Origin of the sequence: Aeromonas sp. 97A (assembly GCF_051919185.1) — a bacterium.
GTDB classification, from domain to species: domain Bacteria; phylum Pseudomonadota; class Gammaproteobacteria; order Enterobacterales; family Aeromonadaceae; genus Aeromonas; species Aeromonas veronii.
On sequence record NZ_JBQBFF010000001.1, the window covers coordinates 4,436,349 to 4,456,336 of the forward strand.

The 19,988-nt window shown below is 60.6% G+C and carries 17 protein-coding genes; 7 read left to right on the plus strand and 10 right to left on the minus strand.

The features are described 5' to 3' along the window. Positions 1-69: 69 nt before the first annotated feature. On the minus strand, positions 70-1,299 hold the full coding sequence (locus tag ACTG27_RS20440) for an MFS transporter (RefSeq protein WP_439980291.1): 1,230 nt from the start codon (positions 1,297-1,299) through the stop codon (positions 70-72). Between the two features lie 106 nt (positions 1,300-1,405). Between ACTG27_RS20440 and ACTG27_RS20445 the strand changes: the two genes are divergently transcribed. Both ACTG27_RS20445 and ACTG27_RS20450 read left to right on the plus strand, forming a co-directional pair. Continuing rightward, entirely contained in the window at positions 1,406-2,029 is a 624-nt protein-coding gene (locus ACTG27_RS20445; RefSeq protein WP_439980293.1) for a helix-turn-helix transcriptional regulator, read from the plus strand. A gap of 311 nt (positions 2,030-2,340) precedes the next feature. Then, positions 2,341-2,817 (plus strand): Lrp/AsnC family transcriptional regulator, encoded by a 477-nt coding sequence (locus ACTG27_RS20450; protein ID WP_005304871.1) that lies wholly within the window; start codon positions 2,341-2,343, stop codon positions 2,815-2,817. Positions 2,818-2,948: 131 nt separating this feature from the next. Here the strand turns inward: ACTG27_RS20450 and ACTG27_RS20455 are convergent, their stop codons facing one another. Both ACTG27_RS20455 and ACTG27_RS20460 read right to left on the minus strand, forming a co-directional pair. Next, complete coding sequence (locus ACTG27_RS20455; protein ID WP_005343224.1) at positions 2,949-3,266, minus strand: hypothetical protein; 318 nt, start codon at positions 3,264-3,266, stop codon at positions 2,949-2,951. A gap of 145 nt (positions 3,267-3,411) precedes the next feature. Continuing rightward, the gene (locus ACTG27_RS20460; protein WP_005335715.1) at positions 3,412-3,639 is read right to left on the minus strand and encodes a hypothetical protein; all 228 of its coding nucleotides are present in this window, start codon (positions 3,637-3,639) and stop codon (positions 3,412-3,414) included. Between the two features lie 214 nt (positions 3,640-3,853). Here ACTG27_RS20460 and ACTG27_RS20465 point away from each other — a divergent pair, with 214 nt between their 5' ends. After that, a complete protein-coding gene (locus ACTG27_RS20465) occupies positions 3,854-4,300 on the plus strand; it encodes a nucleotide triphosphate diphosphatase NUDT15 (protein ID WP_227095266.1) in 447 nt (148 codons plus the stop codon). Positions 4,301-4,367: 67 nt separating this feature from the next. Next, positions 4,368-5,534, plus strand: coding sequence for a chromate efflux transporter (chrA, locus tag ACTG27_RS20470; RefSeq protein ID WP_439980296.1), 1,167 nt, complete (start codon positions 4,368-4,370; stop codon positions 5,532-5,534). A 73-nt stretch (positions 5,535-5,607) separates the two neighbouring features. Here chrA and msrB read toward each other — a convergent pair whose 3' ends face one another. From msrB to malQ, 4 genes are all read right to left on the minus strand, one after another. Next, the gene (gene msrB, locus ACTG27_RS20475; protein ID WP_439980298.1) at positions 5,608-5,994 is read right to left on the minus strand and encodes a peptide-methionine (R)-S-oxide reductase MsrB; all 387 of its coding nucleotides are present in this window, start codon (positions 5,992-5,994) and stop codon (positions 5,608-5,610) included. 68 nt (positions 5,995-6,062) lie between these two features. Further along, positions 6,063-8,219: a glycogen debranching protein GlgX gene (gene glgX, locus ACTG27_RS20480; RefSeq protein ID WP_439980300.1), complete on the minus strand. Its 2,157-nt coding sequence runs from the start codon at positions 8,217-8,219 to the stop codon at positions 6,063-6,065. Then, on the minus strand, positions 8,219-10,396 hold the full coding sequence (gene glgB / locus ACTG27_RS20485) for a 1,4-alpha-glucan branching protein GlgB (RefSeq protein ID WP_439980302.1): 2,178 nt from the start codon (positions 10,394-10,396) through the stop codon (positions 8,219-8,221). The genes glgX and glgB overlap by 1 nt, the downstream gene beginning before the upstream one ends. Before the next feature lie 82 nt (positions 10,397-10,478). Further along, positions 10,479-12,668, minus strand: coding sequence for a 4-alpha-glucanotransferase (malQ, locus tag ACTG27_RS20490; RefSeq protein WP_439980304.1), 2,190 nt, complete (start codon positions 12,666-12,668; stop codon positions 10,479-10,481). A gap of 347 nt (positions 12,669-13,015) precedes the next feature. On the opposite strand from malQ, the gene gap reads away from it, so the two are divergent. Together gap and ACTG27_RS20500 are read left to right on the plus strand one after the other, a co-directional pair. Next, the gene (gene gap / locus ACTG27_RS20495) at positions 13,016-14,011 is read left to right on the plus strand and encodes a type I glyceraldehyde-3-phosphate dehydrogenase (RefSeq protein ID WP_005335708.1); all 996 of its coding nucleotides are present in this window, start codon (positions 13,016-13,018) and stop codon (positions 14,009-14,011) included. Between the two features lie 86 nt (positions 14,012-14,097). After that, the gene (locus ACTG27_RS20500; RefSeq protein WP_439980306.1) at positions 14,098-14,964 is read left to right on the plus strand and encodes a D-hexose-6-phosphate mutarotase; all 867 of its coding nucleotides are present in this window, start codon (positions 14,098-14,100) and stop codon (positions 14,962-14,964) included. Between the two features lie 70 nt (positions 14,965-15,034). Here ACTG27_RS20500 and nadA read toward each other — a convergent pair whose 3' ends face one another. Beyond that, the gene (gene nadA, locus ACTG27_RS20505) at positions 15,035-16,108 is read right to left on the minus strand and encodes a quinolinate synthase NadA (RefSeq protein WP_005343233.1); all 1,074 of its coding nucleotides are present in this window, start codon (positions 16,106-16,108) and stop codon (positions 15,035-15,037) included. A 140-nt stretch (positions 16,109-16,248) separates the two neighbouring features. On the opposite strand from nadA, the gene ACTG27_RS20510 reads away from it, so the two are divergent. Next, a complete protein-coding gene (locus ACTG27_RS20510) occupies positions 16,249-18,354 on the plus strand; it encodes a methyl-accepting chemotaxis protein (RefSeq protein WP_439980308.1) in 2,106 nt (701 codons plus the stop codon). A gap of 69 nt (positions 18,355-18,423) precedes the next feature. On the opposite strand, the gene ACTG27_RS20515 is transcribed toward ACTG27_RS20510, so the two are convergent. Together ACTG27_RS20515 and ACTG27_RS20520 are read right to left on the minus strand one after the other, a co-directional pair. Beyond that, on the minus strand, positions 18,424-18,879 hold the full coding sequence (locus ACTG27_RS20515; protein WP_005354718.1) for an NfeD family protein: 456 nt from the start codon (positions 18,877-18,879) through the stop codon (positions 18,424-18,426). After that, positions 18,876-19,799 carry an SPFH domain-containing protein gene (locus tag ACTG27_RS20520; protein WP_005335703.1) on the minus strand — a complete coding sequence of 308 codons (924 nt, stop codon included), beginning with the start codon at positions 19,797-19,799 and terminating at the stop codon, positions 18,876-18,878. Before ACTG27_RS20520 ends, ACTG27_RS20515 begins: the two co-directional genes overlap by 4 nt. Between the last annotated feature and the right edge of the window lie 189 nt (positions 19,800-19,988).

A 19,988-nucleotide genomic window follows, 5' to 3' on the forward strand; every position in this document is an offset into this window, starting at 1 on the left:
TCCCAGACCCGGCGCCCCGATGCAAGCCTTGCCCGCGGCCGAAGCACCGAACTGTGATCCCTTCGTGGCTCAGGTGCAGCTGGCCAGCTGTTGACGACGGTCGGCACGGCGGCGCAGCAGATAGAAACCGGCGGCACTGGCAAGGGAGCAGAGGGTGGCGAGATAGAAGGGCCACTCGGTACCGGCCAGCAGCACCAGACTGCCGAGCAGCACCGCCAGGATCTCGCTACCCACGGCGAGGGCGCGGTAGAGCCCCATCGCCTGCCCCTGCTGCTCCGGGTGACTGCGGTTGGAGATCGCCACCGAGGTGGCCAGCTCCCCCAGACTCATGCCGATGCCAGCGGGAACGAAGGTAAGCGCCAGCCCCCACCAGTGCACGGGCAGGATAAAGAGCAGCATGCCGCTCGCCATCACCAGATGGCCGACAATCCCGAGGGAGCTGCCGCGCCAGTGGCGGGCGATGCGAGAGCCGAGCCAGGAGCCCGCCATCATGGGCAGGCTCACCAGCACCGCCGCCTGCGCCAGCTGGGCCGGATCCCAGGCCAGCCGCTCCACCAGCCAGATATTGAAGTAGGTGAAATAGAGCTGCACGGCGCCATAGCTGATCAGGGTGAGTACGAAGTAGGGCAGCAGGGCCGGTTGCAGCAATAGCTGGCGGCTGGAGAGGGTCGCAGTCTGACGTGCGGCCGCCACCGGCGGACGATAGGGGATCAGCCAGTAGACCAGCAGCAGGTTGAGCAGGGTCATTCCTACCGCCAGCCAGGCGGCCAGACTGTAATCCCCCGAGATCACCGCGGCGTAGCCCCCGATCATCGGCCCCACGACCCAGCCCAGATTCATGCCGATGTTGATCCAGGCGAAGCTGCGGGCCTTGTGCTCCTTGCCGGCGAGATCCGCTGCCATCGCCTGCACGATGGCGATGTTGCCGTTGCATAGCCCCTCCACAATCCGGCTGAGCAGCAGCAGGGGGAGGGAGCGCCAGGCGATACCGAGTGCCATCAGGGCATAGCCTGCCAGAACCCCCGCCAGCGAGAGCAACAGCAGTGGCTTGCGGCCATAGCGGTCGGAGAGGCGACCGAGCCAGGGACTGCCCACCAGCTGGAACAGGGGATAGAGCCCCATGATGACCCCCAGCCACACCTTGCGGCTCCAGTCGGAGGCTTCCGGCGTCAGCATGCCGTGGGCCGGGTCCAGCAGCAAAGGTGCCAATACCGGGGAGGGGAGACTGAAGCCTGCAACTGCCAGCGTGACCGTCATGACCAGCACCCAGAGGGGATTTTTGTGCTCGTGTTTCTCCATGCCGCACCCATTAAGTAAAGTTATTGGTTTATTTATGCTGATTCATAGACGGGATTAAGTAAAGTGAATTGTTGATTTAATAAAAGGCGCTCCCCATAATGAGATCATGAACGCAAGCACCGACAAGATCCTGTTTCTGCTCAAGAGCCATGGCCCGCAGAGCGCCGCCGCGCTGGGGGAGCAGTTGCAGATGACCTCCATGGGCGCCCGCCAGCACCTGCTCACGCTCGAGCAGGAGGGGTGGGTCACATTCAGCGACGAGGCGCGCGGGCGCGGTCGTCCCGTGCGGCTGTGGCAGCTCACCGAGCAGGCCTGGCAGCGCTTCCCCGATACCCATAGCGACCTGACCGTGCAGTTGATCGACAACGTGCGCGAGCTGTTTGGCGAGGAGGGGATGGAGCGGCTGATCCAGCAGCGGGAGCAGCAGATGCTTGCTCGCTATCAGGAGGCGCTGGAGTCCCATGGCCTCTCTGGCCGGTTGGCGGCGCTCAAGGAGCTGCGTACTCGCGAGGGCTACATGGCGGAGACCCGCCGCGAAGAGGATGGCAGCTGGCTGCTGTGGGAGAGCCACTGTCCCATCTGTGCGGCGGCGCGCACCTGCCGCGGTTTCTGTCGCAGCGAACTGGCGCTGTTTCGCCAGCTGCTGGCGCCGGCGACGGTGGAGCGGGAGCAATATCTGCTGGAGGGGGCGCATCGCTGCCTCTATCGCATCACGCCGCCCTCGCTCTGATTTCGTCAAACGCCCAAAAACAACAAAGCAGGCGCCGGGATGCCTGCTTTGTTGCCTTCGGGGAGGGGGTTCTCTCGTTCCAGCCCGTCGTTTCCCGATAAGGTAAGACGGCTGATGGGGCTCTTGACCCGGTAAGGTCCTTCACCGCAGAGACCCGGTCAGGTATCTGCTTTGCCACCGGAAGATGTAACCATAGTATCCCTCCCGTGCCGGTGAGTGGTTGCAAAGTAACCACTTATTTCGGTTGTTTTTGCAATAGTTCACCCTTAATCTAGGAAAAGTGGATTAGTCATTGCAACGAGGAAGGGTAAATGCTGAAACTTGATCGCATAGACAGACATATTCTCGAGCTGATGCAGGAGAATGGCCGCATCAGCAATCTGGAACTGGCCGAGTTGGTCGGGCTCTCCCCGTCCCCCTGCTCCCGTCGGGTCAAGGCGCTGGAGGATGCCGGTCTCATCGACACCCACGTTACTCTGCTCAACGCCCGCCAGCTTGGCCTCACCCTCACCGCCTACATTCATATATCCATGGACAGACACACGCCGGAGCGGTTCGAGAATTTCGATCGCGCCATCAGCGAACTACCCGAAGTGCTGGAGTGTGACCTCATCACCGGCAATGATGCCGATTACCAGCTCAAGGTGGTGGTGCGCGACATGGAGCACTATCAGCACTTCCTGCTGGACAAGCTGACCCATATTCCGGGGGTGACCGGAGTGCGCTCCAGCTTCGTGCTGCGCCGCATCAAGCACAAGACGGCGCTGCCGCTCAACCATCTGGGGTGAGCCCGCGCAAGCCGCTTATATAAACAGAAAGAGGAGGCCAGTGGCCTCCTCTTTTGCTATTCGCTCTTGGTTATTCGGTAGTGGTTATCGGGTCTGGATTAGCTGTCGCGGTGACGGGGCGACTGCCGCTGTCAGACGCTGACCTGGCTGATGTCTTCCACCTGCAGCAGCCAGCCGCTCTGCTCCTGCTGCGGTTCGCCGCTGACCCGCAGCCGCTCGCCGGTCGGCACCCACTGCCCCTCGGGCAGGGAGACCAGCAGGCTCTCGCTGCCGTTGTCGAACAGCCAGCGATCTTCGCCAAGCGATTCAATCAGATAACCTTCCATCTCCACTCTGGACTCGGCTTGCCAGGATGGCGCAACGGAATCACGGCTCTCGATGAAATCCCCCTGAACACCAAAACTGGCTAGCCCCCACAGAATGGAGAGCCCGACGATGGATGTTTGCATCTTGTCTCTCCTCTTTTGGAACTGTAGGGCCAGTATGGGAACAGAAAACTGAGCGCACCATGAACAAGGTGGCAAAGTGCTGGCGAGATCGCGAAAAAATCCGGCCAATTGGCCGGCAGTGTCATTTTATGGTGCCTAGATCACACTATTTGGCGGCTTCTTCTGCCATCCGTTCAGCTCTTGGCTTATTCGTCCACATGGCTACCCCGCGATGATCCCCACAGATCCCCTCTGCCACCACGGCGCGAACCCGGGTGCCATCTTTGCAAATGGCCTGCCAGGCGTCGGCATCATCGATGGCGAGCGAGTTGGGGGGCGGCGTGGTTTGGCAAGCCGTGAGCAGCAGGGCGCACAGGGGGAGCAATTTTTTCATGGCGGACTCCTCGGGGTGATGGGGGACTGAGAGGATGGGGATGACCACTCCCCAGCATCAGTGATAACCGGTTCCCCAGCATCAGTGATAACCGGTTAAGGGGCAAGGGGAGGGACCACTGACGGCCGCAGGTGCCGTGCAGCCGGGGCTTGCCCTGTGCCCTCCTTGGGCCTAAGGTGGGGCCGTTTTACTGCCTTATTGAAGGAGCGCTTTCATGTCCACTCTCTATCCCCGCGTCGGGGTTGGCGTCATCCTGACCAACGCCCAAGGCCAGGTGCTGCTTGGCAAACGCAAAGGGAGCCATGCCCCCTACTGGTCGATCCCGGGGGGGCATCTGGAGTTGGGGGAAAGCTTCGAGTCGGCGGCGATCCGCGAGGTGGCCGAGGAGACCGGACTTGAGATCCATGGGCCCGAGGTGGTGGCGGTGACCAACAATCTGGAGACCTGGCGCGAGAGCGGGCTGCACTATATCTCGGTGACGCTGCATGCCAAGGCCGATGGCGAACCGCAACTGCTGGAGCCGGAGAAGTGCGAAGGCTGGGTCTGGTGCGATCCGCGCGCGTTGCCCGAGCCCCATTTCGACGCCAGCCGCCAATCCATCGCCTGCTGGCTGGCGGGACGCTGCTATCTGCCGGGTGATGTGCCCATGGTGTCGGCCTAATCAGTCTGATTGTCATAAAACGATCATCGCGCTGTCATAATATCCCCTCTTCATCGGGAGGAGAGGGATGAGGGAGAAGAGCGTGGGGCAGGTATTTATTCAGTTTTTATGGCTGGGATGCATCAGCTTTGGTGGTCCGGCCGCTCATATCGGCTATTTCCAGCGCACCTTTGTACAGCGGCTCGGCTGGCTGACACAGGCCGAATTTGCACGCTTGCTGGCGCTGTGCCAACTGCTGCCGGGGCCTGCCTCCAGCCAGCTTGGTTTCGCCATCGGTCGTCATCGCGCCGGTCTGGGCGGGGCGCTCTCAGCTTTTGTTGGCTTCACGCTGCCCTCATTTCTGCTGCTACTGGCGGCTGCGATCGGTATCGGTCAGCTGGGCAGCAATCTGTGGCTTGATGCGGCGCTGCACGGCCTCAAGCTGTTGGCGCTCATCGTGGTGGCCGATGCGGTGCTCACCATGAGTCGTCAGTTCTGTGCCACGGGAATGACCCAAGGGATCATGGTGGTGACCGCTGCTGCACTCTGGTGGCAGCCCGGTCTGATGACTCAACTGTTGATGCTGGCGGGAGCGGCGCTGATCTGCGCCCGCAGCCAGCGCGGAGCGGGTAGTCGCCCAGCCTCCACCGAGTTGCCTGCTGCCGCTGCCAGTCAGCCCCATTGGCCGACCCTGCTGCTGTTTGGCATCCTTTTTATCGGCCTGCCGCTGCTCGGCAGCCCGCTTGGCCAGCTGGTTGCCGACTTCTATCGCGCCGGTAGTCTGGTGTTTGGCGGTGGCCATGTGGTGTTGCCGCTGCTGCAAGAGAGCGTGGGACACACTCTCAACGAGCAGCAGTTTCTGACCGGTTACAGCCTGGCTCAGTTGGTGCCGGGCCCCATGTTTACCCTCGCCACCTATCTTGGCGCCCAGCTGCAGCCCGAGATGCCGCTGCTCGGAGCCTTGTCGGCGACCCTGGCGCTCTTTGCACCCGGTTTTCTGCTGCTCTGGGCGGTGGGCCCCTGTTGGCAACAGTGGCTGGCCCGTCCCCGTCTGGCGGGGGCCGTCACCGGCATCAATGCTGCCTTAGTGGGATTGCTGCTGGCCGCCCTCTATCAGCCGGTGTGGCAGAGCGCGGTGCTGGCGCCGACCGATCTGGCGCTGGCGGCCATCGGTTTTCATCTGCTGCGGGTGGTGAGGCTGCCGGTGCCGGCCATCGCGGCCCTGTTGGTGATGGCTGCTATCCTGCTGGCGTGAAGCCGGTGAAATCCCGATAAAAAACGGCGCCTCCGTGATGGAGGCGCCGTTTGTATTGCAATGGGTCAGCCGCTTAAGCGTCGGGATTGAAATCCAGACTCAGGCTGTTGACGCAGTAGCGCTGGCCTGTCTCGGTCGGTCCGTCGGGGAAGACGTGACCGAGGTGAGAGCCGCACTGGCGGCAGGTGATTTCCACTCGCTTCATGCCGTGGCTGTTGTCCTCGGTGTACTCCACCGTCCCCTCGATGGCCTTGTCGAACGAGGGCCAGCCGCAGCCGGAATCAAACTTGGCTCCTGAGTGAAACAGCACGCTCTTGCAGCAGACACAGAGGTAGTCGCCGCTCTTGCGATTGTGGAGCAGGGCGCCGCTGTAGGGGCGCTCGGTGCCCTTCTCCCAGCAGACGTGAAACTGCTCGGGGGTCAGTTTGCTGCGCCACTGTTCCGGATTGTTACTGCTCATACCGACTCCTTGCCATCCATACCGGAGCCCAGCATAGCGGCTCCGTAAAGCTGACTCCAGCATGCCTCTTATGCTTTGCCTGTATCTGTGATCGAGGTGGCAACCATCTCCTCACCGGATGCAGGGAGAATTTCCTGCTGCGGTGGCTGGGCATCCTCCGCCGTGCTGGCCAGCGCCACCCGCTCCAGCAGTTTGAGGGAGTGGGCCCGGCCGACCGCTACCTGCCGTTTGATGTCATCGGGCAGGAAGGGCAGCCCATCGTTGGTGGCGGTGTCGATGGTCTGGATCCACTCCAGCCCTTCCCCCGGCGGCGGCAGGCGGAACTGGATATCGTAGTCGCTGGCGTTGAACAGCACGTACCAGCGCTCGCCGACACAGTTGATCATGCCGATATCCATGGCGAACGCCTGCCCCATGGGGGCGTGCCAATCCTGATCGGTGAGCTGGTGGCCGTCCGGGTGATACCAGTTGACCTGATGGCAGCTGGACGGGGTGCCATTCCAGCTGTCGTCGCTCAGTTGCAGGTTGGAGAAGACGCAGGACTCCGCCCGCAGCGCCATCATCTGCTGGGTGAAGGCGAACAGCCGCTCATCCTCCGGTCGCCACTGCCAGTTGACCCAGCTGATCTGGTTGTCCTGACAGTAGGCGTTGTTGTTGCCAAGCTGGCTGCGGCCCATCTCGTCGCCGGCGAGGAAGTGGGGAGTACCTTGGGAGAGCAGCAGGGTGGCAATCAGATTGCGCTTCTGCTGCTGGCGCAGGCTGTTGACCCGCGGATCCAGGGTCGGCCCCTCAACCCCATGGTTATAGGAGAGGTTGTTGCCGTGGCCGTCCCGATTGTCTTCACCGTTGGCCTGATTGTGGCGCTGGTTGTAGGAGACCAGATCCTCCAGGGTGAAACCGTCGTGATAGCAGAGGTAGTTGACGCTGCTGTGAGGCGAGCGCCAGTTCTTCGGGAAGATATCCCGCGAGCCTACCAGGCGGGTGGCGAAGTCCCCCATCTTGCCAGCATCACCGCGCCAGAAGGCGCGCACCGTATCGCGGTAGCGGTCATTGATCTCCTGCCACTGGCTCGGGAATTGACCCAGCCGGTAGCCGAAGGGACCGATATCCCAGGGTTCGGCGATGAGCTTGACCTGTGACAGCACAGGGTCGGCCATCACGGCCTTGAAGAAGGCGCCCATGGGCTCGAACTCTCCCGCTTCCCGCGCCAGCGTCACCGCCAGATCGAAACGGAAGCCATCCACCTGCATCTCGGTGACCCAGTAGCGCAAAGCATCGAGCACCAGTCGCAGGGTGTTGGGGTGATCCAGATTGACGCTGTTGCCACAACCGGTCACGTTGGCGTGACGGGTGTAGTCCGGGCCGTGGGGGCCCGCTTCGAAGGCGTAGTAACCGGCGTTGTCAAAGCCCTTGAACGAGAGAGTTGGGCCGTCGAAGCCAGAGGCGGCAGTGTGGTTGTAGACCACATCCAGAATCACCCCGAGCCCGGCCCGGTGCAGCTCGCGCACCATGGTCTTGAACTCGGTCACCGCCTCGTCGGCTCGGGTGCTGTAACGCGGCTCCGGGGCGAAGAAGGCAATGGGGTTGTAGCCCCAGTAGTTGGTCAGTCCCAACTGCTCCAGTCGCGGTTCCGACATGAAGGCGGCCACCGGCATCAGCTGCACCGAGGTGATGCCGAGACTCTTCATATGCTCGATAACCAGCGGGTGACAGATGCCAAGGTAGGTGCCCTGCAGCGCTTTGGGGATCCCCGGATGCTGCTTGGTAAAGCCCTTGACGTGGGTCTCGTAGATAATGGTGCGGGCCGGACTGATCCCGGGTTTGCCAACCCCTTGCCAGTCAAAGCTGTCATCCACCACCACCGACTTGGCAATCATCTCGGCGCTGTCCCCCTGATAGAGGGCTTCATCCCAGTAGGTGGGACGACTGAGCGCCTTGGCGTAGGGGTCAATCAGCAGTTTTTGCGGATCGAACAGCATCCCCTCCTGCGGGGTGCCATAGACCCGATAGCCGTAGCGCTGACCGGCCTTTACACCGCGCACGTAGCCAAAGCGATACTGGCCACGGCGGCCGGGCAACTCCAGCCGCATCAGCTCCTGCTCCTGCTCGTCGTACAGGCAGATCTCCACCTTGTCCGACTGGGGGGCCCAGACGCAGAAGTGGCAACCGTTCTCGTCAAGGCGGGCCCCCAGCGGGTGGCCCACCCCTTTTTCCATTACAAGCATCAAGACTCCTGTTTGATAAACAAGGTCGCCAGCGGCGGCAGATCCAGCACTATGCTGTGTGCCATCCCCTGCCAGGGGGTCGGCTCGGCAGCGAACACCAGACCTACATCATAGTTACTGCCCCAGTAATACTCGCTGTCGGTGTTGAGCATCACCCGATAGTGGCCCGCCGCAGGGACGCCGATCCGATATTCGAGACGGGGCACCGGGGTGAAGTTGCAAGCCACCACAATAGCCTGCTTGCCCTCTTTGTCCGCCCGCAGCCAGGCAAAGATGCTGTTGTCGGCATCGTTGTGATCCAGCCAGCGGAAGCCGGTCTGCTCATAATCGGCCTGATACAAGGCAGGCTCATGACGGTAGAGGTGATTGAGATCGTGGATCAGCCGCTGCTGACCGGCATGCTTGGGATATTGCAGCAGGTGCCACGGCAGCTGGGCGTCGTGGTTCCACTCGTTGCTTTGGGCGATCTCGGTGCCCATGAAGTTGAGCTTCTTGCCCGGGTGGGCGTACATGAAGCCCATGTAGGCCCGCAGGTTGGCGGCTTGCTGCCACTCGTCCCCCGGCATCTTGTAGAGCATGGAGTGCTTGCCGTGCACCACCTCGTCGTGGGAGAGCGACAGGATGAAGTTCTCGTCATAGTGGTAAACCATGGAGAAGGTCATGTCGTTGTGGTGGTAGCGACGGTGGATCGGCTCTTTCTGCATATAGGTGAGGGTGTCGTGCATCCAGCCCATATTCCACTTGAAGCCAAAGCCGAGGCCGCCGAGGAAGGTGGGGCGGGAGACACCGGCAAATGCGGTGGACTCTTCGGCGATGGTCATGGCGTGGGGGTACTTGCCGTAGACCTCCTCGTTGGTCCACTTGAGCAGACTGATCGCCTCGTAGTTATGGTTGCCGCCATCGACGTTCGGTACCCACTCACCGGCGTTGCGGGAGTAGTCCAGATAGAGCATGGAGGCGACCGCATCCACCCGCAGGCCGTCGATGTGGAACTTGTCGAGCCAGAACAGGGCGCTCGCCACCAGGAACTGGCGCACTGTGTCGCGGCCAAAGTCGTAGATGTAGGAGTTCCAGTCCGGGTGCCAGCCACGGCGCGGATCTTCATATTCATAGAGCGGGGTACCGTCGAAACGGGCCAGCCCGTGGGCATCGGACGGGAAGTGGGCGGGTACCCAGTCCAAAATGATGCCGATGCCGGCCTGGTGGCACTGGTCGACGAAGTATTTGAAATCATCAGCGGTGCCGTAGCGGCTGGTGGGGGAGAACATACCCACCGGCTGGTAGCCCCAGGAGCCGCTGAAGGGGTGCTCGGAGACCGGCAGCAGCTCGATGTGGGTGTACTCCATCTCCTTGATGTAGGCGACCAGCTCCACTGCCAGTTCGCGCCAGCTCAGGCTGTCGCCATTGGGGTGGCGTTTCCAGGAGCCGACATGCAGCTCATAGATGGATAGGGGTTGCTCACGCTTGTCGTTGTGCTGGCTGGCAATCCACTCGGCATCCTGCCACTGGTACTGGGCGTGGTCATAGACCACGGAGGCGAACGAGGGATACTGCTCGCAGTAAAAGCCGACCGGATCGCTCTTGTGGGGCAACCGGTTGCCCATGGGATCCTTGAGCTCGAACTTGTAGCGATCCCCGGCCTTGAGGCCCGGCACAAACAGCACCCAGTGACCGCAGAGGCTGCGCTGCATCGGATGGCGGCGGCCATCCCAGAAGTTGAAATCGCCGATGAGGCTCACGGCGGTGGCGCTCGGCGCATAGACCGCAAAACGCACCCCTTCCACCTGCTGGCCAAGATGCTCCACGGTGCGCAGCTGGGCGCCAAGGGTGTGGTAGAGGTTTTCCGGCTGGGCGGTCAGTTCGGCCAGGCCTGCCCAGGCGGCATCCTGAAACTGATAGGGGTCGATAACCTCGGTGGTGGCATCTTGGTAGCTGGCGATCAGCTGATAGGGGAAGGAGTTTTTGCGGCGGGTGAAAACAGTTTCAAAAAGACCCGATTCATCGGTGGGCGCCAGGGTGGCAACGACTTTGCCCGACTTGAGATCCTTGACCCGAACTTCGAGGGCATCAGGCAACCAGGCGGTCAGTTTGAGGCCGGGCCCATCCGGATTGGCCTGCAGGCCTAAGTGAGAGAAGGGATCGGAACAGCGGGCAGCAACCAAACGTTCAACGAGCATCGAGATTTCCTTTCATGACAGAGCATCCACTCCGGCCGAAGCCGGAGTGGATTTAGGTGAGAGCGCTGTGGGAGACAGCGTCTCAACGACTGGCCTCATCACGGGCTTGGCTCATCTTGCCAGCCAGTGCCTTGAGTGCCTCATTGGCAAAAATATCTTCCAGATCAGCGGAGAGCTTGCGGCGCCAGTTGGGGTATTCGTAACTGGTGCCCGGTACGTTGACCGGCTTGTCCATCTCCAGCCAATCTTCCAGCTGGGTACTGAACAGGGCGCAGCTGCCGCGGGACATATGGATCTGCAGACCGTGGTTAAGTTCGGTGTTCATGCCGACCCAGTTCACGTCATGACTGATGTTGTCAGAGATGACCTTGTGGGCATGCAAGCTGTCGAGGATCCGCTGTTTGGCCTGGTGACGATCAGCATACAGAGTCTTCAATACATCTTCATCCGGATACAGACCCAGTTGACGGCCGAGCGCCAAATCGTCGCAGTGCCAGAAGCCCTTGAGGGTCGGCATGTCGTGGGTGGTCAGGGCCGACATCGCCTGCTCTGTGTAGTGCGCCGGGGAGATAAAGCCGCCATCTTCCTTGGAGCGCTCGAAGAAGAACACCTTGTAGGAGTGGACGCCGTTCTCTTTCAGGGTCACGTCGATCCCCTCCGGCACGGTGCCCAGATCCTCGCCGATCAGCAGGCACTGATTGCGGTGGGATTCGAGGGCCAGAATGCCCAGCAGATCGTTGACCGGATAGTAGATGTAGGCGCCCTTGGCGGCGGACGCTCCGGGCGGTACCCACCACAGGCGCAGCAAGGCCATCACGTGGTCGATACGCAGTGCGCCACAGGAGCGCATGTTGGCACGGAACAAGTCCACCATCGGCTGATAGGCCGCTTCAAACAGCTTGTTCGGGTTCATCGGGGGCAGGCCCCAGTTCTGACCTAGCGGGCCGAGGATATCGGGCGGCGCACCGACCGAAGCTTTCGGGCAGTAGAGATCCTGGTTGGCCCAGATCTCGGTGGAGCCTTCGGAGACGCCCACCGCCAGATCCCGGTAGATACCCATCACCATGCCGGCAGCCTTGGCACGGGCATCGGCTTGCGCCAGCTGCTCGTCGGCCAAGAACTGCAGATAGAGGTAGAAGTTGACATCTTGCGGGTGCTCGGCCATCCAGGCGGCAACGGCAGGGTTGTGGTAATCGCGCAGATCCTGCGGCCATACCGGCCAGCCCCAGGCATTTTCGCCTTTGGCATAGAAGTGGGCCTGCAGGGCATCAAATGCTGCCTGCTGTTGCAGGCTGTCACCACCGGCGGCCACGAAGGCATCAAAGGCGGCCTGACGCTCGGCGCCAAGGCTGGCTTCGTCGAACACCTGACGCAGCATGCCGAGTTTGGTCTGGATCACGCCGGTGTAATCGACGTTCTCTTTGGCGCGCAGATCGGCCAGATGTTGCTGAAAGGCAGGGCTTGCCACTTCCGCTTTCAGGCGATCGCTCTGCTGGAATTCGGGCACCGCTTCCACATTGATATAGGCCACGTTGAGCCAGCGACGGGAAGAGGGGCTGTAGGGACTGGCGCTCTCCGGATTGGCCGGATAGAGGGCGTGGATAGGGTTGAGGCCGACGAAGTGGGCACCCCAGGCGGCGGCTTTCTCGACCAGCTGGCCCAGATCGCTGAAATCACCGATACCCCAGTTGTGGCGGCTGCGCAGGCAGTAGAGCTGCACGCTCGGGCCCCATACCTTGCGGCCATCGGCAATCGGCGCCTGTTTGTAGCAGGCCTTGGGGGCGACGATGAGGCGCATGGCGGCCAGCGGTTCGTCATTGCCCTCTTCCAGCAACACCAGCTGGTGATAACCCAGCTCCGGGGCCATATCCAGAGTGACACGATAGGCCTGGCACTCCATCTCTTCAAATTCGGCCACGCCGACCAGCTCACCCTCGATGGGAGTGAATTGACCGGACAGCACTGCACCCTGCTCCTGCTGGAGCTGCCAGGTGAGGGCGTCGTTGACGAATTCGATGGGGAGGCGAACCTCAAGGGTAACGGCGTCGCCGGTGCGAACCACCATCACAGGATCCAGCGCCCGCAGCCAGTGCTGGCGATGCTCCTCTTCCAACTGCTGCACCAGTGCGGCCTCGTCATCGACGCGGTAGCCCATGGCGCCCAGCATGGCGGCCTTGCTCTCTTCGGATACCTGGGCCGGGTGGCCCCAGGCATCGACATACTCGCTGGCGATACCTTTTGCGGCAGCCAGCTGTTCAATCAGGGTGGTCATAGTTTGAGAATTCCCGCTGTGGATTCTATCTATACTATTTTGTTTGATTTTTATGGGGTGGTACTTGAACAGTGGCTCTTTGGCCATGCTAAACCGCGCACATTTTTACATATCTCTGTGAATGGTTGTGTGACCGAGTAGGCACTATTGTGGATATCTGCGCGATGCCACGATCTGGCACTTTTTTCGTCAAAACGTGGTAATCAGTTACATAAACAGAAAATTAATTTCACAGTTTTTCATGATATAGCGCAATTTCAGACAGAATGTTGGTTGACTCACCGGAGAGTTCTAGTAAATTTACAAGCGGAATTTTCTTTGACTACTGAACAGTTAGGTAACTAAATATGACTATCAAAGTAGGTATTAACGGTTTTGGCCGTATCGGTCGTTTCGTATTCCGTCTGGCTTGCGAGCGTGCAGACATCGAAGTTGTTGGTATCAACGACCTGATCGATGTTGACTACATGGCTTACATGCTGAAGTACGATTCAACTCACGGTCGTTTCAACGGTACCGTTGAAGTTAAAGACGGCAACCTGGTTGTAAACGGCAAAACCGTACGTGTTACCGCTGAGCGTGACCCGGCCAACCTGAAGTGGGGCGAAATCGGTGTTGACGTTGTTGCTGAAGCTACCGGTCTGTTCCTGACCGACGAGACTGCTCGTAAGCACATCGCTGCTGGTGCCAAGAAAGTTGTTCTGACTGGCCCGTCCAAAGACGCTACCCCGATGTTCGTAATGGGTGTTAACGACTCTACCTACGCTGGCCAGGACATCGTTTCCAACGCTTCCTGCACCACCAACTGCCTGGCACCGATCGCCAAGGTTCTGAACGATACCTTCGGTATCGAGTCTGGCCTGATGACCACCGTTCACGCTACCACTGCTACCCAGAAGACCGTTGATGGTCCGTCTGCCAAAGACTGGCGCGGTGGCCGCGGTGCGGCTCAGAACATCATCCCGTCCTCTACCGGTGCAGCCAAAGCTGTTGGCGTAGTTATCCCGGAACTGAAAGGCCTGCTGACCGGTATGGCTTTCCGTGTTCCGACTCCGGACGTGTCTGTTGTTGACCTGACCGTTAACCTGAAGAAAGCTGCCACCTACGCAGAAATCTGCGAAGCGATGAAAGCTGCTTCCGAAGGCGCTATGAAAGGCGTTCTGGGCTACACCGAAGACGAAGTTGTATCTACCGACTTCCTGGGTGAGCGTCAGACCTCCGTATTCGACGCCAAGGCTGGTATCCAGCTGAACGACAAATTCGTTAAAGTTGTATCCTGGTACGACAACGAAATGGGCTACTCCAGCAAAGTTCTGGACCTGATCGCTCACATCTCCAAGTAATTTGGGATGCGCAATCGCGTAGCTTGAAAAAGGCGGCCATTGGCCGCCTTTTTGTTTTTCGGTTTTCCCTGATGACAGGAGTCCACATGCAATCCATTCGTCCCCTGACAGCCAATTGCAAGCTTGCCAACAATGCGGCCGGTCTGCCGGTTCTCACCATCAACAACGACTATGCCAAGGCTGAGATCAGTCTGTTTGGCGCCCATGTGCTGAGCTATCAGCGTCATGGCGAGCCGGCCTCCATCTGGCTGAGTGACAAGGCGGTGCTGGATGGCAGCAAGCCTGTTCGCGGTGGTATCCCGATCTGCTGGCCCTGGTTTGGCCCGGCGCCCGCCCGCGTCGGTAGCGGCAAGCCCTCCCACGGTTTTGCCCGTACCACCCTCTGGATGCTGGACGGGGTCTCAGATCACGCTGACGGCACGCTCGTTCATCTCTCCCTGCGCGACAGCGATGCGACCCGTGCCCTGTGGGATCACCCCTTCGAACTGGAGCTGGATGTGCTGGTGGGCAAAGAGCTCTCGCTGGTGCTGACCACTCGCAACATCGGTAGCCAGCCGCTGACTTATAGTGGTGCGCTGCACACCTATTTGCAGATCAGCGCACCGGAGGTGGTGAGCGTGAGCGGTCTGGGTGAGCCCTATGCCGACAAGCTGACCGGACAGGATGCCAAGCAGCAGGGTGCATTGACCCTGAGCGGGCCGCTGGATCGGGTCTACTGGCAGCCAGAGGCGCTGGTGAAGGTGCAGGATGGTGAGCGCGAGACCCGGGTTGTCAGTGGCAACCACGACAGCGTGGTGGTCTGGACCCCCTGGCTGGAAGGGGCCACCGCCATGGCAGACATGAGCGACGATGGCTATCGCACCATGCTCTGCGTCGAAGCAGCCATCGCTGGCGAGGCGGGTGTGACCGTTGCGCCGGATGAAGAGCACAGCCTCTCCACCGTGATCATCTGAGTTGGATGAGGTTCAGATAAATAAAGAGGGCTCCCGCGGGAGCCCTCTTTGCATCTCATGACGGTGGCAATCAGGCGTTGCCCTGGGTCTTGAGCTTGAGTTCGGCGGCGAAATTGAGCATCCGGTCGAGCGGGATGAGGGCCTTTACCCGCAGCGCTTCATCGACATGGATCTCGTGGCGCTCGGCACCATCGGTGAGGGCCTCCTTGATCGCCACCAGACCGTTCATCGCCATCCAGGGGCAGTGGGCGCAGCTGCGGCAGGTAGCGCCATCGCCACCGGTCGGTGCTTCCACCATCTCTTTCTCCGGACAGGCCTGCTGCATCTTGTAGAAGATGCCCCGATCGGTCGCCACGATCAGCTTCTGCTGGGGCAGCTCTTTGGCCGCCTTGATCAGCTGACTGGTGGAGCCCACCGCATCGGCCAGCTCGATCACCGAGGCGGGGGATTCCGGATGAACCAGCACGGCGGCGTCCGGATTCTGCTCTTTCAGCTCGCGCAGGGCACGGGCCTTGAACTCGTCGTGGACGATGCAGTGGCCTTGCCAGCGCAGCATCTGCGCCCCGGTCTTCTTCTCGATATAGGCGCCCAGATGGCGATCCGGGCCCCAGATGATCTTGTGACCCAGACTGTCGAGGTGTTCGACGATCTCGAGTGCGATGCTGGAGGTCACCACCCAGTCAGCCCGTGCTTTAACGGCGGCCGAGGTATTGGCATAGACCACAACGGTATGGTCGGGATTGGCATCGCAGAAGGCGGAGAACTGTTCGATGGGACAGCCCAGATCGAGGGAGCATTCGGCCTCCAGAGTCGGCATCAGCACCCGCTTGTGGGGGCTCAGGATCTTGGAGGTTTCCCCCATAAAGCGCACCCCGGCGACGATCAGGGTTTGCGCCTCGTGATCGCGGCCAAAGCGGGCCATCTCCAGCGAGTCACCGACGAAACCGCCGGTGGCTTCGGCCAGCGCCTGGATCTCGGGATCCGTGTAGTAGTGGGCAACCAGTACCGCCTTGCGCTCCTTGAGCAGCGCCTTGATTTCTGTGGTCAAGGTCGTTCTCTGCTCGGCACTCAGGGGAAGAGGTTTGGCCGGAAAGGGGTAGTCCATCGCGACTACCGGCGGGACACTGCTCAGTGCATTGCTCATTGCGACTGTTCCATCAACGCTCGGGAAGGCAAAAATTATAACCAGAAGCCTGCCACAAACCCATCAACAAATCGGGTGAAGCGCAAGTGGGCGAATATACTCAAGTAATTCGTTGTTATTCTGCCATAAGGAGTTGTCGCATGAAGCAACGTTCCCTCAAGTTCAAGCTGTTGTGCCTTACCATGGGGCTGTTTCTGCTGACCGGGCTGGCCATGACCCTGTTGCAATCGGCCTCGTTCAGTTCCCTTCGCAACATGGTGATGACCCAGACCAGCGATGCACTGGAAGAGGAGGTCTCCCGCAGCCTGCAGTATCAGGCAGAGCGCTATGCCATCCAGATTGCCTCGCTGATGCAGAACTCCTATCAGATCCCCCTGACCGTGACCGCCCAGATTGAAGCCGGTATGGCCAAGCCGGAACTGCGGTTGTCGCGGCCCCAAGTGGAGTCTCTGCTCGGCAGCAGCCTGCAGCAGGCGAGCGGGATCAGCTCCATTTATGCCCAGTTTGAACCGGATGGCTATGATGGCGAGGATGGCAACTGGCTGGGCGGAGCCAGCCACTCGGTGGCAGGCAAGGGGAGTCTGGAGGTCTATTTCACCAAGGATCAGGGAGGGGCCGTCGCTCAGCAAGCGGTGGACGCCGCTGCCAGCGAGGCCAAGTTTGATACCTCTCTCAACGAGTTCGGCATTCGCAACAGCGAGTGGTATCTCTGTGGCCGCGATACCCGCCAGCCCTGCCTGATGGAGCCCTACCTCTACGAAATCAGCCCGGGCAACAAGATGCTGATGACCAGCCTGACGGTGCCCGTGCTGCGTGACGGCAAGTTTGTCGGGCTGGCCGGGGTGGATATGAACCTGCCCATCTTCCAGCAACTGGCTGAAAACCTTGGCAAGAGCCTCTATGACAACAAGGCGGATGTGACTCTGGTCAGCAAGATGGGGCTGATTGTGGGCAGCAACCGCTATGCCGACAAGCTGGGCCGTCCACTCAAGGAGGTGGGCCTGACCCTGCCTGACGGTCAGCCGGTCAGCAGCGACAGTGACTTCATTCTTCATCAGCCCATTCGGGTTGAGGCTGCCAATACCCAGTGGTGGTTGATGATCAAGGTGCCCAAGGCGCTGGCGCTGAGCAAGGCGCACGCCATCAGCAATGAACTGGGTGCCCTGCTGGTGGATGGCCAGCGGCAGCAGATCATCGCCATGGGCGGTATCACCCTGTTGGTGCTGGGGCTGCTGGTCTGGTTTATCCAGACCATCACAGCGCCGCTTTCCCTTATCAGCCGCCATGTGGGCCATCTCTCCAGCAACGAGGGGGACCTGACCCAGCAGATGGAGATCGACACCCATCAGGAGCTGATCGATCTGGGTTCCCAGCTCAATGCCTTCCTCGGCAAGCTGCGGGGCATGGTGCAAATGAGCAAGGGGATCGGTCAGCAGGTCTACCAGCAGGCGCGGGAGATGAAACATACCGCCGACACCATGCGCAGTAGTCTGGACGAGCAGAATCTGGAGCTGGAGAGCGTGGTAAGCGCCATGCATCAGATGAGCACCACGGCAGTCAGCGTGGCAGGTTATGCCGAGCAGGCGGCGCAGGAGTCGGAAGCGGCGACCCACCACATCAATACCGCCCAGCAGACCCTCAGCAATGCCCGCAACGAGATCCATACTCTGGTCGGCGATATGCATGAGGCGGACAAGGCGGTGGCGCTGGTGGCCCAGCGCAGCACCAATATCAGCCGGATCCTCGATGTGATCCGCGCCATTGCCGAGCAGACCAATCTGCTGGCCCTCAACGCCGCCATCGAAGCGGCGCGGGCAGGGGACATGGGCCGCGGCTTTGCGGTGGTGGCGGATGAGGTACGGGCGCTGGCCAACAAGACCCGTGAATCGACCGACGAGATCGGCCAGCTGATTGGTAGCCTGCAAACAGAGGTGAGCAGCAGTCAACGTCTGATGAATACCGGCATCGAGCGTTCCACCACCACGGTGCAGGGTACCGAGCAGGCGTTCGAGGCGCTCAATCGGGTGGTGGCCCAGATCCAGCAGATCCACGACCACATCAGTCAGGTGGCTACCGCCGCCGAGCAGCAGAGCGCCGTCAGTGACGATATCAACAAGAATTTGATGCGCATTGGCGATACCGCCAACGTGATTGGGCAGGAGGCCAGCTCCAGCCATCAGCTGAGCGAAGCGCTGGAGCAAGCGGCCACGGCGCTGGCCAGTCAGCTCGATCGGCTGCGTACTTGAGTGGCAGCCAGAGAGACAAAAGCCCGCGAGCGATCGCGGGCTTTTTCATCACTCGATGGCAGAGTTGCGTCAGTTGCGGGGTTCAACCAGCAGGATGTGGGAGTCGGCCCCCACCACCCTGACCTTGCTGCCCGCAGGCAGCGACTCGTCGCAACGGACTGTCCAGACCGTGTCGTCCAGATGTACCCGGCTGGTGCCCTGGGCGACATCATCCAGCAGGGTCAGCTCGCGGCCCATATAGCTCTGCATCCGCTCGTTGATGGTGCTGGCGGCATCCTGACCCGAGTTGTCGCGCTGGTGCTGCCAGCGCCACCAGGCCCAGGTGGTGAGCAGGGATTGCACCGCAAACAGCAGCAACTGCGCCTGCCAGCCAAAGGGCCAGATCAGCAGCAGTAGCCCCACTTCCAGCGCGGCGATGCCGGTCCAGAGCAAAAAGCCCACCGAGCCGAGCACCTCGATGGCCAGCAGAATGAAGCCGAGCCCCAGCCAGTGCCAGTGGGTCAGCCCCTCTAACAGGGCTGTCATGACTTGCTGCCCTTGCCATCTTTGTTGAACAGCTCGGCCATACCAGCCACCGAGCCAATCAGGCTGCCCGCTTCCAGCGGCATCATGATGATCTTGCTGTTTGGGCCTTCACCGATGCGGGCCAGTGCCTCGGTATATTTCTGGGCCACGAAGTAGTTGATGGCCTGCAGGTCTCCTTCCGCAATCGCCTGGGAAACCATATGGGTCGCCTTGGCTTCCGCCTCGGCAGCCCGCTCCCGCGCTTCGGCGGCGAGGAAGGCGGCCTGGCGCTCACCTTCGGCTTTGAGGATCTGGGACTGCTTCTCGCCTTCCGCTTTCAGGATCTTGGACTGGCGCACCCCTTCGGCCTCCAGTACCTCGGCCCGTTTTTGGCGCTCGGCCTTCATCTGGGCGTTCATCGCCTCGACCAGTGCCAGCGGCGGGCGCACATCTTTAATCTCGATGCGGGTCACCTTGATGCCCCAGGGGGCGGTGGCGGCATCCATGGTGCGCAGCAGTTTCTCGTTGATGGTGTCGCGCTGGGAGAGCATCTCGTCCAGCTCCATGGCGCCGAGCACGGTCCGCATATTGGTCATGGTGAGATTGCGGATGGCACTGGTGAGATCGTTGACCTCGTAGCCCGCTTTGCGGGCATCCACCACCTGCACAAAGCTGATGGCGTCGATGGTGACGTTGGCATTGTCGCGGGAGATCACCTCTTGTGCCGGGATGTCCAGCACCTGCTCCATCATGATGATCTTGTGGCCGACCCGATCCACGTAGGGGATCAGCAGGTTGAGACCCGGGGTCAGAGTGCGGGTGTAGCGGCCGAAGCGCTCCACCGTCCAGTTGTAGCCCTGGGGCACTATCTTGATGCCCGCGCTCAGGGTGGCGAGCACCAGGAACACAAAAATCCCTAGCACAATCAATGATTCATTCATCATTTAGCTCCTTATGAAACACAGTCCCTAGCCTATGGTCTGGCGTCAGGTACCACAAGTGACTTTGTACGCCTTTGTCATGAATTGGCTTTGCTAATTACCAAAACGCATTAAAAAGCATTTTTTATTATTTTGAGGGATAAGCTGCCCTGCCTATAGTCGCCCCATATTAGTCGTGTTCCGAGGGAT